At 68.9% G+C, this 14,996-nt stretch carries 14 protein-coding genes and 1 tRNA gene; 3 read left to right on the forward strand and 12 right to left on the reverse strand.

What is annotated here, in order from left to right:
- Window positions 1-58: 58 nt before the first annotated feature.
- Entirely contained in the window at window positions 59-1,516 is a 1,458-nt protein-coding gene (gene rpsA / locus V7E09_RS00490) for a 30S ribosomal protein S1 (RefSeq protein ID WP_129458615.1), read from the reverse strand.
- Window positions 1,517-1,673: 157 nt separating this feature from the next.
- Window positions 1,674-3,023, reverse strand: a complete 1,350-nt coding sequence (locus tag V7E09_RS00495) for a dicarboxylate/amino acid:cation symporter (protein WP_324510546.1) — start codon at window positions 3,021-3,023, stop codon at window positions 1,674-1,676.
- A gap of 339 nt (window positions 3,024-3,362) precedes the next feature.
- Here V7E09_RS00495 and V7E09_RS00500 point away from each other — a divergent pair, with 339 nt between their 5' ends.
- Window positions 3,363-3,941, forward strand: a complete 579-nt coding sequence (locus tag V7E09_RS00500) for a maltokinase N-terminal cap-like domain-containing protein (RefSeq protein WP_324510547.1) — start codon at window positions 3,363-3,365, stop codon at window positions 3,939-3,941.
- Between the two features lie 15 nt (window positions 3,942-3,956).
- Here the strand turns inward: V7E09_RS00500 and V7E09_RS00505 are convergent, their stop codons facing one another.
- Both V7E09_RS00505 and polA read right to left on the reverse strand, forming a co-directional pair.
- Window positions 3,957-4,517 (reverse strand): 4-amino-4-deoxy-L-arabinose transferase, encoded by a 561-nt coding sequence (locus V7E09_RS00505; protein WP_324510548.1) that lies wholly within the window; start codon window positions 4,515-4,517, stop codon window positions 3,957-3,959.
- 58 nt (window positions 4,518-4,575) lie between these two features.
- Window positions 4,576-7,263 carry a DNA polymerase I gene (polA, locus tag V7E09_RS00510; protein ID WP_324522905.1) on the reverse strand — a complete coding sequence of 896 codons (2,688 nt, stop codon included), beginning with the start codon at window positions 7,261-7,263 and terminating at the stop codon, window positions 4,576-4,578.
- Between the two features lie 72 nt (window positions 7,264-7,335).
- Here polA and V7E09_RS00515 point away from each other — a divergent pair, with 72 nt between their 5' ends.
- Window positions 7,336-7,770 (forward strand): PaaI family thioesterase, encoded by a 435-nt coding sequence (locus V7E09_RS00515; RefSeq protein WP_324510550.1) that lies wholly within the window; start codon window positions 7,336-7,338, stop codon window positions 7,768-7,770.
- Here the strand turns inward: V7E09_RS00515 and V7E09_RS00520 are convergent.
- Window positions 7,767-8,408, reverse strand: a complete 642-nt coding sequence (locus V7E09_RS00520; protein ID WP_324510551.1) for an ANTAR domain-containing response regulator — start codon at window positions 8,406-8,408, stop codon at window positions 7,767-7,769. The genes V7E09_RS00515 and V7E09_RS00520 overlap by 4 nt on opposite strands.
- Before the next feature lie 107 nt (window positions 8,409-8,515).
- Here V7E09_RS00520 and V7E09_RS00525 point away from each other — a divergent pair.
- Window positions 8,516-8,598, forward strand: a tRNA-Leu gene (locus V7E09_RS00525).
- 9 nt (window positions 8,599-8,607) lie between these two features.
- Here V7E09_RS00525 and pyk read toward each other — a convergent pair.
- The 7 genes from pyk to V7E09_RS00560 all read right to left on the reverse strand — a co-directional run bounded on the left by pyk (window position 8,608) and on the right by V7E09_RS00560 (window position 14,864).
- Complete coding sequence (gene pyk, locus V7E09_RS00530) at window positions 8,608-10,047, reverse strand: pyruvate kinase (RefSeq protein ID WP_324510552.1); 1,440 nt, start codon at window positions 10,045-10,047, stop codon at window positions 8,608-8,610.
- Window positions 10,048-10,146: 99 nt separating this feature from the next.
- The gene (locus V7E09_RS00535) at window positions 10,147-11,061 is read right to left on the reverse strand and encodes an RluA family pseudouridine synthase (RefSeq protein WP_324510553.1); all 915 of its coding nucleotides are present in this window, start codon (window positions 11,059-11,061) and stop codon (window positions 10,147-10,149) included.
- Complete coding sequence (locus tag V7E09_RS00540; RefSeq protein WP_324510601.1) at window positions 11,058-11,600, reverse strand: signal peptidase II; 543 nt, start codon at window positions 11,598-11,600, stop codon at window positions 11,058-11,060. The genes V7E09_RS00535 and V7E09_RS00540 overlap by 4 nt, the downstream gene beginning before the upstream one ends.
- Window positions 11,597-12,016: a TraR/DksA family transcriptional regulator gene (locus tag V7E09_RS00545; RefSeq protein WP_324510554.1), complete on the reverse strand. Its 420-nt coding sequence runs from the start codon at window positions 12,014-12,016 to the stop codon at window positions 11,597-11,599. The genes V7E09_RS00540 and V7E09_RS00545 overlap by 4 nt, the downstream gene beginning before the upstream one ends.
- A 144-nt stretch (window positions 12,017-12,160) precedes the next feature.
- The gene (locus V7E09_RS00550; RefSeq protein ID WP_324510555.1) at window positions 12,161-13,462 is read right to left on the reverse strand and encodes a DivIVA domain-containing protein; all 1,302 of its coding nucleotides are present in this window, start codon (window positions 13,460-13,462) and stop codon (window positions 12,161-12,163) included.
- Between the two features lie 117 nt (window positions 13,463-13,579).
- Window positions 13,580-14,080, reverse strand: coding sequence for a cell division protein SepF (locus V7E09_RS00555; protein WP_324510556.1), 501 nt, complete (start codon window positions 14,078-14,080; stop codon window positions 13,580-13,582).
- Window positions 14,081-14,159: 79 nt separating this feature from the next.
- Window positions 14,160-14,864 carry a polyphenol oxidase family protein gene (locus V7E09_RS00560; RefSeq protein ID WP_324510557.1) on the reverse strand — a complete coding sequence of 235 codons (705 nt, stop codon included), beginning with the start codon at window positions 14,862-14,864 and terminating at the stop codon, window positions 14,160-14,162.
- Between the last annotated feature and the right edge of the window lie 132 nt (window positions 14,865-14,996).

Raw genomic sequence — 14,996 nt, forward strand, 5'->3', positions numbered from 1 at the left:
CCGACGCCCCCGCTCCCTGGTCAGGGAGCGGGGGCGTCGGCGTCGATCAGCGTGCGGCTCAGTTGCCGCCGGTGAGCTTCTCGCGAAGGGCCTGCAGAGCCTCATCCGAGGCGAGCGAGCCCTCCTGGTTGCTGACAGGCGCGCTGCCGGCGGAGTAGGACGCGGAGTTGCTGGCGTCCAGCGCCGCGGCGCTCTCGGCCGCCTCGGCGTCTTCGACCTGCTTCTTGTGAGCGATCCAGCGAGCCTGGGCCTCAGCGTACTGCTGCTCCCATGCGCGCTGCTGCTCCTCGTAACCGGGCTTCCACTCCTGGGTCTCCGGATCGAAGCCCTCGGGGTAGATGTAGTTGCCCTGGTCGTCGTAGCTGGCGGTCATGCCGTACAGCGACGGATCGAAGTCATCAGCCGCAACGTCGATGCCCTCGTTGGCCTGCTTGAGGCTCAGCGAGATGCGACGACGCTCCAGGTCGATGTCGATGATCTTGACCATGACCTCGTCGCCGACCGACACGACCTGCTCGGGGATCTCGACGTGGCGCTCGGCCAGTTCGGACACGTGGACCAGGCCCTCGATGCCGTCGCCCACGCGGACGAACGCACCGAACGGAACCAGCTTGGTGACCTTGCCGGGCACGATGTGACCGATCTGGTGCGTCCGGGCGAAGGTCTGCCACGGATCTTCCTGGGTCGCCTTCAGCGACAGCGAGACACGCTCGCGGTCCATGTCGACGTCCAGCACCTCGACGGTGACGTCCTGGCCGACCTCGACGACCTCGGACGGGTGGTCGATGTGCTTCCAGGACAGCTCGGAGACGTGCACCAGGCCGTCGACGCCGCCCAGATCGACGAAGGCGCCGAAGTTGACGATCGAGGACACGACACCCTTGCGGATCTGGCCCTTGGAGAGCTGGTTGAGGAAGCTGTGACGCACCTCGGACTGGGTCTGCTCGAGCCACGCGCGACGCGACAGCACCACGTTGTTGCGGTTCTTGTCCAGTTCGATGATCTTGGCCTCGATCTCCTGGCCCACGTAGGGCTGCAGATCGCGGACGCGACGCATCTCGACCAGGGAGGCGGGCAGGAAGCCACGCAGACCGATGTCGACGATGAGGCCACCCTTGACCACCTCGATGACGCGGCCGGTGACGACGCCGTCCTCTTCCTTGATCTTCTCGATCGTGCCCCAGGCGCGCTCGTACTGAGCACGCTTCTTGGACAGGATCAGACGGCCTTCCTTGTCCTCTTTCTGCTGAACGAGGGCCTCGACCTCATCACCGACGGCGACGACCTCGAAGGGGTCGACGTCGTGCTTGATGGAGAGTTCCTTGGAGGGGATGACCCCTTCGGTCTTGTAACCGATGTCGAGCAGGACCTCGTCCCGGTCGACCTTGACGACGGTACCGGTGACGATGTCGCCGTCGTTGAAGTACTTGATAGTGGCGTCGACGGCGCTGGCGAACTCGTCGTCCGTGGCGAAGTCGTCGACTGCGACCTGAGCGGCCTCAGGAGTGGAGGTCATGTAGTAGGGCTCCGATAACTGGAAGTTGTGATGGTGGTGCGGTGCGGCCCGTCGCGTCCACCACACTCGGTCCGGTGATGGACAGACCACGCCGATCCACCAGCCTACGCGTCGGCCCGGCCTGACGCAAAGCTGGTGGACACGGCTCCTCCCCTCGTCAGACGAGGGCGGGTTCGGTGGCGGATCCGGTGCTGACCCGGCCGTTGTAGACGTCCTCATCGAGGATGCCGTTGCGCTTGGCCACGATGGTGGGGACCAGCGCCTGGCCCGCCACGTTGGTGGCGGTGCGTGCCATGTCGAGGATGGGGTCGATGGCCAACAGCAGGCCGACCCCTTCCAGCGGCAGGCCGAGCGTGGACAACGTGAGCGTCAGCATGACGATCGCCCCGGTCAACCCGGCGGTGGCGGCCGACCCGACGACCGCCACGAACGCGATCAGCACGTAGTGCTGGAGGGTCAGGGGAACGCCGAAGAGCTGAGCCACCGTGATCGCGGCCAGTGCCGGGTAGATCGCTGCGCAACCGTCCATCTTGGTCGTCGCCCCGAGCGGGACGGCGAAGCTGGCGTACGTGCGCGGGACCCCCAGCTTGTCGATGGTGTTCGCCTGGGTGACGGGGAGCGTCCCCAGGGAGGAGCGCGAGACGAACGCGAAGGTGATCGCCTCCCAGGCGCCCGCGAAGAATCGGCGCACCGACAACCCGTGCAGTTTCAGCAGGAGCGGGTAGAGCCCGAACAGGACCAGGGCGCAGCCGAGATAGACGTCAAGGGCGAACACCCCCAGCGGGGCGAGGAGGTTCCAGCCGTAGGTGGCGATGGCCTTGCCGATCAGCGCGGCGGTGCCGATCGGGGCGAGCAGGATGATCCACCACACCAGCTTCTGGAAGATCTCGAGCGTCGACTGGGCGAGCTTGACGAAGGGCTCCGCCTTGGCGCCGACCGCGAGTGCGGCGGCCCCCAGCGCAATGCCGATCACGACGAGTTGCAAGACGTTGAAGTTCAGGCTGGTGGCCACCGACACCGTGTCGGCGGCCGGAGTGACGCGCGAGGAGACCTCGAGACCGAGGAAGTTGGCGGGGACCAGGGACTTCAAGAAGTCCAGCCAACTGCCCTGGGTGCTGGAGGCGCGTGCGCCGTCGAGGCTGATGGTGGCCGAGGCGCCTGGATTGGTGAGCACGCCGATGCCGATGCCGATGACGACGGAGACCAGCGCGGTGATGGCGAACCAGACCAGCGTCTGCACCGCGAGCCGGGCCGCGTTGGTGACGTGCCGCAGCTGGGTGATGGACACGATGAGCGCGGTCAGCACGAGCGGGACGACGATCACCCGGAGGAGCTGCACGAAAATCGTGCCGACCGTGTTGAGCGTTTCGGTGAGCCAGTCGAGGGCGAAGGCGCGAGCCAGGAAGCCGAGGACGATGCCGACGGCGAGACCGATCAGGACCTGAGCCCAGAACGGGAGGCGCCTGCGAACCCTGGTATCGGGGCTCGCGGTGGCGGAGGCGGACATAGTGGTGCCTTTCGGGGGAGAGTGAGCGGGCGCAGGGACGCTGCTGGCGAACGGACGCCCCAGGAGTGAGGTGTGACGCGGGGAGGGGTGACTCAGACCCGACAACCAGAGGTGCTGCGCAGACACAGGTCGACGGTCAGTCGACGCCAGAGCTCCGGCATGCAGCACCTCCTCAAACTTGGTTGACGCTTCGACCTTACGCCGCATCGGCGCTCCTGGCCAGCGGCGTCCATGCCATCGCGCCGGTGAGACGGGGCGTCGTCGCGATGGAATCACACGTGAGCGGCCACCCGCGACGGCTAGCGTTGTCCCTGTACCGAAACCCGAGGAGAACCAGCCATGAGCGGCACCGCCGAGGTCTACACGACCGCCACCCTGTCCCCGAGCAAGCTCGACCTGCTCGCCACCTGGCTGCCGCAGCAGCCGTGGTTCGACGGCGATGTGGCCCACCTGACCCGCGTGGCGCATTACCGCCTGGTCGACCCGGATGGCGAGGTGGGCCTGGACGGCATGCTGATCGCCTCGAGCGGTGCCGTCTACCACGTGCCGGTGAGCTGGCGTGCGGAGCCGCTGGCCGAGGGCACCCTCATCGGCACCGCTGAGCACAGCGCTCTGGGGACCCGCTACGGCTATGACGCCACCACCGACCCCGTCTTCGTCGCCGAGCTCCTTCGCGTGATCCGTGAGGGCGACTCGGGGGCCACCTTCGAGGCCGTGGAGACCGGCGAGGCCGTGCCGCAGACCATGCAGGTGGCCGGCACCGGCCTCCCGCCGACCGTCGACGCCCTGGGACAGGTTCGGCTCATCCGCGTCCTGGATGCCGAGCACGAGGACACCCGTGCGGCACGCGGTCTGTTCACCGCGACCTGGAACCTCGACGGCGCTCCGCGTGAGGACGTGCTCGCCGTTCTGCGCTGACGCGGCGGCGCGCGCTCAGGTCTCCACCATCAGGTCGGCCCGGGCGCGCGTGCCGTCGGCGGCGAACAGGGCATCCTCCTGCGCCGCCCAGCGCTCCCAGTGGGGCCTGAACGTCTCACCGTCGCGCGCGAGGCCCCGGGCCCGGCGCACCTCGCGTGGCGCATCCACCCAGACCCGCAGCGACACGTACGCCGACGCCTCACCGACGCTGGCGCCGCATCCCTCCACGACAAGCAGCGGAGAGGGCGCCACGATGCGTACCCGGCCTCGGGTGCTGGCGGCCCAGTCCCACACCCGGGGGCGGGCGGGCCGCCCGGCGGCCAGCGGACGCAGCACCTGATCCACCAGATAGTCGACCCCCGCGGCCAGGCCGTCCCAGCCGGGGTACAGCTCGTCCATGTGCACCGTGACGGCACCCACGCGCGCGGACAGCGCGTCCGCGAGAGTCGTCTTGCCCGACCCGGAGGGCCCATCGATCGCCACCACCACGGTGGCACCGCATCGGGGAACCGCATCCGGCAGGAGCGCGACGATCCGGGCCGTCGCAGCATCGAGGCTGCTGGACGCGATGCTCATCGCGCGGCCCTGCCTGGGCGGTGACCGCCGGCTACCGCGCTGCGGGCTGACATCGTGCTCAGTGGGCGGCGTCGTGCCAGCTACGCCCCGACCCGACGCTGACGTCCAACGGCACCGCCAGATCGAAGGCGTGCCCCATCCGCTCCCGCACCAAGGACTCCAGCACGTCCGCCTCTCCCGGTGCCACCTCGAAGACGAGTTCGTCGTGTACCTGCAGCAGCATGCGCGAGGAGAGACCTTCGCGGGCGAGGCCGGCCTCGACGTCCAGCATCGCCAGCTTGATGATGTCGGCGGCCGATCCCTGGATGGGGGCGTTCAGCGCCATCCGCTCGGCCATCTCCCGGCGCTGACGATTCGAGGAGTTGAGGTCGGGCAGGTACCGCCGACGCCCCAGGATCGTCTCGGTGAAACCGGTGCGCCGCGCCTGCGCGACGATTCCGCTCAGGTAGTCGCGGACATGCCCGAACCGTTCGAAGTACTCCTCCATCAGGCCCCGGGCCTCGCTGACGGAGATCTTGAGCTGACCCGACAGGCCGAATGCGGACAGACCGTAGGCGAGCCCGTAGTTCATCGCCTTGATCTTGGCACGCATCGCGCCGCTGACCGCATCAGGAGCAACCCCGAACACGCGTGCGGCCATGGCCGAGTGGAAGTCCGCCCCGGAGGTGAACGCCTCGATCAGGCCGACATCACCCGACGCGTGGGCCATGATCCGCATCTCGATCTGGCTGTAGTCGGCCGTGAGCAGGGTCTCGTACCCCGTGCCCACGACGAACGCGTCACGGATCCGGCGCCCGGCCTCGGTCCGGATGGGAATGTTCTGCAGGTTCGGGTCGGTGGAGCTCAGCCGACCGGTCGCCGCGACGGTCTGCAGGTAGGTCGTGTGCACGCGGCCATCGTCGGAGATCGACTTCTGCAGCCCCTCCACCGTCTGTCGGAGCCGGATCTGATCACGATGCCGCAGGAGAGCCGCCAGGAACGGGTGCTCGGTCTTGGCGTATAGCCCCTCCAACGCGTCCGCGTCGGTGGTGTAGCCCGTCCGCGTCCGGCGGGTCTTGGGCATGTCGAGCTCGTCGAAGAGCACCGTCTGCAACTGCTTGGGTGAGCCCAGGTTGATCGGCTTGCCGATGGCGTCGTAGGCCTCCTGCTCGGCGCGACGCACTTCGGTATCGAAGTCGGCCCACAGTCTTTCCAGGGCGTCGGAGTCGAGGGCGATCCCGACCTGCTCCATCCGGGCGAGCGTCCGTTGCAGCGGCAGCTCGACCTCCCCCAGCAGAGAAGCCCCTCCCGCCTCGCCCAGTTCCGCGTCGAGGACCCCGGCGAGCTCGGCGACGGCCCGCGCCCGCAGCATCGCGTCCCGGCCCGCCTCCGGATCGGCGAAGTCGAGGGTCAGCTGGCCGTCGTCGACGGCGGCGGCTCCCTCGACCGTGAGTTCGCGGCGCAGATGGCGTGCCGTGAGATCGGCCAGATCGTAGGTGCGCTGGTCGGGACGCAGCAGGTAGGCGGCCAGATGGGTATCGGATGTCAGCCCGCCCAGCTCCCAGCCGCGGGCCCAGATCGCCTCCAGCGGCCCTTTCGCGTCATGCATCGCCTTGGGGGACGTCTCCGAGGCCAGCCAGGATGCGAACACCGCATCGTCTTCCGGCGTGATGGTGGCGACGTCGAGCCAGGCCGCGGCGCCATCGAGCGAGGCAAGTGCCACGCCCGACAGGTCGCCCGCTCCCGCGCCCCACCGGCCCTCGGGCTGAAGGCCGACCAGCCCGCCGCCGTGCTCGTCCAGCCAGCCGGGCAGGTCGCCGCCCGCCAGGGCGACCCCCGTCACCTCGAAGCCCCCCTCGGGCTCGGTCTCCTGGGCGGGCAAGGTCTCCAGCAGCCGTTCCCGCAGGACGCGGAACTCCAGCGCGTCGAACAGCGTGTGAACCGCCTCCCGATCCCAGTCGACGCGGGCGAAGTCGGCGGGCCCCTGCGGCAGCTCCAGCGTGCGGACCAGCGCATTGAGCTCGCGGTTACGCGTGACGTCGTCCAGGTGGGCGCGGAAGGACTCCCCTGCCTTCCCGCGCACCGCGTCGGCGTGGGCGAGCAGGTTCTCCAGCCCGTCGTACTCCGTCAGCCACTTGGCCGCAGTCTTCGGGCCGACGCCCGGGACCCCCGGCAGATTGTCGGACGTCTCCCCCACCAACGCGGCAAGCTCGGGATAGCGCGTGGGCGGCACAAGGTAGCGCTCCTCCACCAGCGCCGGATCCAGACGCAGCAGGTCAGAGACCCCCTTGCGGGGGTACAGCACCGTCGTGTGCGCGTCTACCAGTTGCATGGCGTCGCGATCGCCGGTGACGATCAGCGTGTCGAAGCCCTGCTGCCCCGCCTGCAGGGACAGCGTGGCAATGATGTCGTCGGCCTCGAAGCCCTCCTTGTCGAGGTGAGGGATGCGCAACGCGTCCAGGACCTCACGGATGAGGGCCACTTGCCCCGTGAACTCCTCCGGCGAGGCGGAACGATTCGCCTTGTAGTCGGAGTAGCGCTCGGAACGGAAGGTCTGGCGGCTCAGGTCGAAGGCGACGGCCACGTGGGTCGGCTGTTCGTCGCGCAACACGTTGATCAGCATGGACGTGAACCCGTAGACGGCGTTGGTGTGCTGCCCCGTGCTGGTGGAGAAGTTCTCCACCGGCAACGCGAAGAAGGCCCGGTAGGCGACCGAATGCCCATCGATCAGGAGCAGGCGCGGGGCGGAGGGAACGGTCTGGGTCACGGGCGGAAGCCTATCCGGTACCCCCGACAGCCTGGCGCCGGGGATCGTGCCGGATCCTGACAGGATGGGCGCATGGACATCGCGCAGTGGCCGACGCTCAGCGCCGGCGGTCTCGACGAGAAGATGGGGTTTGAGTTGCTGCAACTCAGTGCGGAGGTGACCCGCGGCCGCATGCCCGTCGCGGGAAACACGCAACCCTTTGGGCTGTGGCACGGCGGGGCGTCCTGCGTGCTGGCGGAAAGCCTCGCCTCCCTGGCCGCCTACGAGGCGGCCGGTCCGGGCGGTGCCGCGTTCGGGGTGGACCTCAATGCGACCCATCACGCCCCCGCACGCAGCGGGTGGGTCATCGGGGAGGCGCGTGCGCTGCGGATCGGCGGGACGCTGGGCACCTGGGAGGTCGTCCTGACCGACGACGCCGGTCAGCGGCTGTGCACCGCCCGCGTCACCTGCGCCATCCGGCGCGCGCGGCCCCGCCCGGACGCGGGGACCGACGCGCAGCAGGACTAGTCGTCCAGGACGGGCGCGGCCTTCGCCTTGCCCTTGCCCTTCGGCTTGCCCGTGGAGTTGTGGTCGATGACGCCCTCGGCGACCTCACGCATCGACTTGCGCAGGTCCATGGCCGTCTTCTGGATCCAGCGGAACGCCTCGGCCTCGGACAGACCCAGGCCCTCCTGCAGCATTCCCTTGGCCTGGTCGACGGCCTTACGGGACGCCAGGCGCTCCTCCAGATCGGCGACCTCGTCGTCCAAGGCGCGGATCTCGGCGAACCGCGCCATCGCCAATTCGATGGCAGGGACGACGTCGGAGGCGTCGAACGGCTTCACCACGTAAGCCATGGCCCCCGCCTCACGGGCACGGTCCACCAGTTCGCGCTGGCTGAACGCCGTCAGCATCACGACGGGCGCGATCCGGTCCTCGGCGATCGCCGTGGCCGCGGTGATGCCGTCCATGACGGGCATCTTGACGTCCATCACGACCAGGTCGGGCTCCAGCTCGCGGGCGAGCTTGAGCGCCTCCTCGCCGTTCCCGGCCTCGCCGACGACCTCGTAGCCCTCACCGGTGAGAAGTTCCACCAGATCGAGCCGGATGAGCGCTTCGTCTTCGGCGACGACCACCCGGGGCTGCTTGGGGGGCGTGTCACTCACGAGATCACCTTCCTTGGTTCACTGTCCGCACTGTCATGCAGATAGTCCATGACGCGCGGCCGATGCGGCGCGTCCGCCACCAGTGTGGCACTATGTACGTCGCACCCGCCGGGGTGGCGGAATGGTATACGCGGACGGCTCAAACCCGTCTGGGCGCAAGCCCGTAGGGGTTCGAATCCCCTTCCCGGTACTGCCGAGATCACGCGATCTCGGCCACCCGCAACGAATTCGTCTTCCCGGCCGTGTGCTTCGGGTTGCCTGCGACGATGACGAGCCGGTCCCCCGACTGGACCATCCCCGAGCCCTTGAGCCGGTTCTGCACGGCATCGACCATGGCGTCCATCGAGTAGAACTCCGGCGTGGTGAAGGACTTGATGCCCCACGCCAGGGTCATCTTCTGCGCCGTCTCCAGATAGGGGCTGAAGGAGCACACCTGGATCGGGGAACGCAGCCGGGCCAGCCGCAGCGCGGTGTCGCCGGTCTTGGTGAAGGCCACCAGGTACTTCGCGCCGATCCGCTCGGCGACCTCCACGGCCGCCTTGGCGATGATGCCCGAGGTCGTGTGCGGGTCCCAGTCGATGCTGAAGATCTGATCCAGGCCCAGGGATTCGGTCTTGCGGATGATGCGCCCCATGGTGTCGACCGTCTGGATGGGCCACTGGCCCACCGCCGTCTCACCGGAGAGCATGACCGCGTCGGCGCCGTCCAGGATCGCGTTCGCGACGTCGGACGCCTCGGCGCGCGTCGGACGCGGCGCGCTGATCATCGACTCGAGCATCTGCGTGGCCACGATGACGGGCTTGGCGGCCTGCCGGGCGGCGGTCACGATCTGCTTCTGGACGCCGGGAACGTCTTCCAGCGGAAGCTCCACCCCCAGGTCGCCCCGGGCCACCATGATGGCGTCGAACGCGATGACGATGTCTTCCAGCGCGGCCACGGCCTGCGGCTTTTCGATCTTGGCGATCACCGGGACCCGGCGACCGAACTCGTCCATGATCGCGTGCACGTCGTCGATGTCGCTGGCCGAGCGCACGAAGGACAGCGCCACCATGTCGACGCCGTTCTCCAGCGCCCACCGGAGGTCGGCGGCGTCCTTCTCGCTCAGCGCGGGAACGCTCACCGCGACACCGGGCAGGTTGATGCCCTTGTGGTCGCTCACCCGGCCGCCGATGATGACCTCGGTGACCACGTCGTCCTCGGTCACTTCGAGCGCCTTGAGTTCGATGGCGCCATCGTTGATCAGGATCTGATCGCCGGGCTTCACGTCGTGGGTGAGGGTGTGCAGGGTGGTTCCGGCGCGCTCCTTGGTGCCGGCCACGCCCTCCTCGGTGGTGATCGTGAACCGATCACCGGCCGTGAGGATCTCCTCGCCGTTGGCGAAGGTGTCCAAGCGGATCTTGGGGCCCTGCAGGTCGGCGAAGATGCCGATCGGGCGTCCGGCGGCCTCAGCCGCCTCCCGCACAGCGTTCAACCGGCGCAGGTGCGTCTCATGGTCGCCATGGCTCATGTTCAACCGGGCCACATTCATGCCCGCATCGATCAGCTCGCGTACCTTGCCGGGGGCATCGGTCGCCGGGCCGAGGGTGCACACCGTCTTGGCTCGTCGGTTGGGAAGTCCATCGTTTTTCAGGTTCGCCACGCCGTGAAGATTACCGCAGGGCGCCCCGCGATCCTCATCGCGGGCCGATTTGGTCATCCTGACCATTTCGTGACAACGAGGTGACGCAATGCCCGGGCGTCAGGCCTGCGACACCACGTCCAAGGCGTGCTTCAGGTCGGCCGGATAGGAGGAGGAGAACGTCACCCACTCCCCCGATCCGGGATGCTCGAAGCCGAGTTCGACGGCGTGCAGCCACTGCCGCTCCAGACCCAGCCGGGCGGCCAGCGTCGGATCCGAACCATAGAGCGGGTCACCGACGCAAGGATGCTTGACGGCCGCCATATGCACCCGGATCTGGTGGGTGCGCCCGGTCTCCAGATGGATCTCCAGCAAGGTCGCCGACCGGAACGCCTCCAGTGTCTCGTAGTGGGTCACGCTGTGGCGCCCGCCATCGACGATCGCCATCTTCCAGTCATGGCCGGGATGCCGGCCGATGGGAGCGTCGATCGTGCCCGTGAACGGGTCGGGATGCCCCTGCACCAAGGCGTGATAGATCTTGCTGACGGTCCGCTCCCGGAAGGCCCGCTTGAGCGCCGTGTAGGCCAGCTCGCTCTTGGCGACGACCATCAGCCCGGACGTCCCCACGTCGAGGCGCTGCACGATGCCCTGGCGCTCGGCGGCGCCAGAGGTGGAGATCCGGAACCCTGCCGCCGCCAGATGGGAGACGACGTCGGGACCGTCCCAGCCGAGCGACGGGTGGGCGGCCACGCCCGCGGGCTTGTCGATCACGACGATGTCGGCGTCGTCATGGACGATGCCGATGCCGTCGACCAGCGTCGGGGTCACCTGAGCCATGCGCGGCTCGGAGAGTTCCAACTCCAGCAGATCGCCGCCGGACACCCGGGTCGACTTCGTCACGACCTCGCCGTTGAGCAGGACACTCCCCGCCGCGATGAGCTCGGCCACCCGCGAGCGGCTCACCCCCGTCATCCGCGAGGCCGCGGCGTCGACGCGCTCACCGGCCAGCCCGTCGGGGACCAGGTGGATGCTCACTCCTTCGCCTTGCCAGCGGCCTTCGTGGAGGTGCCTGCGAGGTCGACCTGGGTGATCACCACGAGCCACACGATGGTGACGGCCGCGAACGTGATGCACATGTCGGCGACGTTGAAGATGGCGAAGTTCGGCAACTGCAGGAAGTCCACCACGTGCCCGTGCAGGAAACCCGGAGGACGGAAGAGCCGATCCGTCAGGTTGCCCAGGATGCCTGCGATCACCAGGCCCAGGGCGACGACCCAGCCCACGTGTCGGGCTCGGGGCACCAGCCGCCACAGCACGAACACGAGCGCCGCGACGGAGATGGCGGTGAAGACGGGGGTCACCCCTTCGCCCATGCTGAACGCTGCGCCCGGGTTGAAGATCAGCTGCAGCGTCAGGAGGCCGCCGAGAAGTTCGATGGGTCGCTGCGGATCGAGGAAGGCCAACGCGAGGGTCTTGGTGGCCAGGTCGAGCAGGTAGCCCACCAGACCGACACCGAGCGCCACCACCCAGGCGGCGCGCGGAGAGAGCAGCGTGCGAGACTCGGTGCCGGCTATCGCCGTTCCTCCCGCTGCTTGCACGCCAGGCACAAGGTGGCCCGCGGGAACGCGATCAGGCGGTCCTTGCCGATCGGCTGGCCGCACACCTCGCACCAGCCGTACTGGCCCGAGTCCAGACGTCGCAGGGCGTTCTGTGCCTGATCGAGCATGTCGCGGGCGTTCTGCACCAGCGACATTTCCTGGTCGCGCTCGAAGTTCGTGGAACCGACGTCAGCCGGATCGCGACCAGCACCCTCGGTGCCGTCGTCGAAGAGCCGCTCGAGCCCCTTCTCCGCCGTTCGGATGGCGCGCTCCATGCGCTGGACGTCGAACAGAAGGTCCTCACGGACCTCGTCCAGTTCGTCCTGAGTCCAGGGATCCTCCCCGTCCAGAACCGGAACGACGATCTCGTTCCCCTTGGCCGGCTTGGGCATCTATCTCCCCCTGAATCTGGTCCGATGGCTAACGCTGAGCGCAGACAGTACCACCCTTTGATCCCCTCTCGCGGCATTTCCGCACGACCCGGACGCGCGCGGGCCCCGGACGGTTTGTCCGGGGCCCTCGCGTGTCACACAGGGTCAGCGCTCGTCGTTCAGGAGCGCGTCCAGCCGAGGCGTGGCCGACGTCCCGCGAATGCCGTCGCGCAGCAGGTCCGGCGTGGCCTCCGGCGCCAGCCGGTTCTCCCGCAGCGCGGTGATCTGCTTCTCCAGGTGCGTGGTGAAGGAGCTGCGGAACTGCTGCTCGTAGGCCCGCAGGTGGTCGACGCGGGTCGTCAGTTCGTCCCGCTCCGCCTCCAGCGTGGTGAACAGCGAATCCCGGCGGGAAGCCGCGTCCTTGTCGACCTGCGCGGCACGCTCGGCCGCCTCGACGGTCACCTTCTCCGCCGCGGCCCGGGCCCGCTCCTCGATGTTGCGCGCCAGGTCGCGCGCATCCATGGTCGCCTTCTCCGCCGACGCCTGGGCCTCCGACGTGACCCGCTCCGCGGTGTGGTGGGCGTCCGAGGTCAGGGCATCGGCCGTGCTGCGCGCATCGCTGGTGAGCTTCTGCGCCAGGGAACGGGCCTCGGTGGTGGTCCGGTCGGCCTCGCTCTTGGCCTCGCCCACGAGGGCCTCGGCCTGCTCGGTCGCCATCTGCACCAGCCGGGTCACCGCCGGAGAGGCATCGCTGGCGGCCCGGACGACGAGCTGCTGGAGCCCGGCACCGGCCACGAAGCCCGCCACCGGAGCGCCGACGCCCGAGGAGGACGGCGGAGCCTGCTTGAGCTGCTGCACCTGCCCGCGCAGGGTGAGCAGTTCGGCCTCGCGGGAGGAGACCTCGCCGCGCAGCTCCTGCACCTGCACGCGCAACTGCGCGATCTGCTGGTCGCGACCGGTCAGCTCGCTCTCCAGGTGGGCGGCCTTGTCGCCGCCACCGGCCAGGGAGTTGTGCAGGTTCGCGATCTCGTCCTGCCTGCGGGCGATCTCCTCGTCCTTGCTCTGCAGTGCCGCGGCGTGGTGGGCGAGATCCTCGTCCTTGGCGCGCAACTGGGCGACGAAATCTCGTTCCCGGGCCTGCAACTGCTCGCGGGCCTCGTCGACCTGACGCTGCAGAATGCCTGCGTCGTTGGACTGGCCCGAACGCGCCGCGTTGAGCTCTTGGCGTAGCCGCTCGATCTCGGCGTCCTTGGCCTCGACCGCTTGCCGCCACTCACCGCCGTCGGCACCACCGCCGGACGCGGAGAGCGTCGAAACCTGCTGCTGCAGGGTGGCGTTCTCCTCGCCGAGCGCGACGAGCGTGGTCTCAACCTTGTCGACGAAGGTGTCGACGTCAGCCGGGTCGTAGCCGTTCCGGCGGGCCAAGTGGAAACGCGTGTCGCGCACCTGCTCGATGGTCAGGGTCATCGTTCACCTCACGTGATGGACAATTGTTTCGGGTCGCGGTCAGGCGCCCCTAGTCACAGGGTACTGTAGCGATATTTCGTCGGCCAAGCGGCTGACCCCGCCCAGCCAGGAGCGGCCTCAACTCTGGTTGAAGAAGCCACCCGCGATCCTTTCCTTGTCCTCGGCCGTCACGACAACGTCGGACGGAGACAGAAGAAAGACCTTGCTGGTCACCCGCTCGATTGCCCCGCGCAATCCGAAGATCAAACCGGCGGCGAAATCGACCAGACGTTTTGCATCCGAGTCCTCCATATCGGAGAGATTCATGATGACGGGAATACCGTCACGGAAATGCTCCCCAATGGTGCGGGCCTCGTTATAGGTGCGGGGGTGAACCGTGACGATCCGGGTGAGATCGGCGGTGCGCGGCACCCCGGTCGGGCGGCGGACCTCCAACGGAGTGATGCTTGCGTCGGAGGCCTCGGCGTAGCGCTCCACCGTCCCGCTGGACTCGGCGTCGCGCTCACGATCCCGTGCGAGAACGGCTTCGGTCATCTCGTCGTCGCGCGCATCCTCGGGGTAGGGCGTGTCCGACATCAGACCGAGCCACACGGCAGCCTTCTTCAAACCATCAGCCACGAGGTTCCTCCGTTCCAGGTCCCCATCACACTAGCGCGGACGCTTCCCGCGCCCACGTGCCACGCCGCAGGCCGCCCGATCATGGCCGCCCCCGCCACACGGCGCCCACGAGGCGTCCCGAGGAGGATCCGTCGCGTCGATACGAGTGCAGGTCGGCCTCCTCGCGGGTGCAACCACCCACGAACTCGGCGGGGACCGCCGCCTCGGCGAGTTGGCGCGCGGCGGCCGCCGTCAGGTCCAGCGAAGGCGTCCCCCACCGCGTCACGGTCGGCTCGACCCCCAGGGCCGCAGCGGCCTCGTCGGCCATCTCCGCGGGGACCTCGTAGCACTCCGAACAGACGTGCGGGCCCACCCAGGCACGCAACGGCACCCCACTCAGGCTCCTCAACCGCCTCACCGCGGCGCCGATCGTGCCCGCCAGCAGCCCCGGGCGACCGGCGTGCACGGCCGCGACGGCCGAACCATCCTCGGCGGCCACGAGCACGGGGACGCAGTCGGCGACCCGGACGGCCAGCGCCACTCCAGGCTCGGTCGTGACCAGCGCGTCCGCCTGCTGCGCGGTCAGATCCACCACCGTCGTGGCCTCCGTGGCGCCTACCTCGCAGACGTCGGCGCCATGCACCTGGGCGACGATCGCCACCGGCACGCCCAACGCCGCGCTCAGCCGGGCCAGGTCGGCGTCGCGGGCCTGCCGTTCACGACCGTCGCCCAGATCAAGGGCGGCGGTGGTGAAGGCAACCCCCACGCCCAGCCGGGCGTCCGGATCGCGCCGGAACCAGAACATGACTACTTCAGGAAGTCGGGGACGTCGAGTTCGTCGTCGTCGGGGGACGGCCGGGACGCGGGCTGCCGCAGTGCGGGACGCGACGCCTCCGGGGCGGGTCGGCCAGGGCTCGGCGTCGTGGTGGGACCCGAC

The organism is Propioniciclava sp., assembly GCF_036744435.1.
Lineage (GTDB): Bacteria > Actinomycetota > Actinomycetes > Propionibacteriales > Propionibacteriaceae > Propioniciclava.

Coding starts and splice junctions, on each gene's coding strand:
- rpsA (WP_129458615.1), bottom strand. CDS start 1,516: ATGACCTCCACTCCTGAGGCCGCTCAGGTCGCAGTCGACGACTTCGCC.
- V7E09_RS00495 (WP_324510546.1), bottom strand. CDS start 3,023: ATGTCCGCCTCCGCCACCGCGAGCCCCGATACCAGGGTTCGCAGGCGC.
- V7E09_RS00500 (WP_324510547.1), top strand. CDS start 3,363: ATGAGCGGCACCGCCGAGGTCTACACGACCGCCACCCTGTCCCCGAGC.
- V7E09_RS00505 (WP_324510548.1), bottom strand. CDS start 4,517: ATGAGCATCGCGTCCAGCAGCCTCGATGCTGCGACGGCCCGGATCGTC.
- V7E09_RS00515 (WP_324510550.1), top strand. CDS start 7,336: ATGGACATCGCGCAGTGGCCGACGCTCAGCGCCGGCGGTCTCGACGAG.
- V7E09_RS00545 (WP_324510554.1), bottom strand. CDS start 12,016: ATGCCCAAGCCGGCCAAGGGGAACGAGATCGTCGTTCCGGTTCTGGAC.
- V7E09_RS00550 (WP_324510555.1), bottom strand. CDS start 13,462: ATGACCCTGACCATCGAGCAGGTGCGCGACACGCGTTTCCACTTGGCC.
- V7E09_RS00560 (WP_324510557.1), bottom strand. CDS start 14,864: ATGTTCTGGTTCCGGCGCGATCCGGACGCCCGGCTGGGCGTGGGGGTT.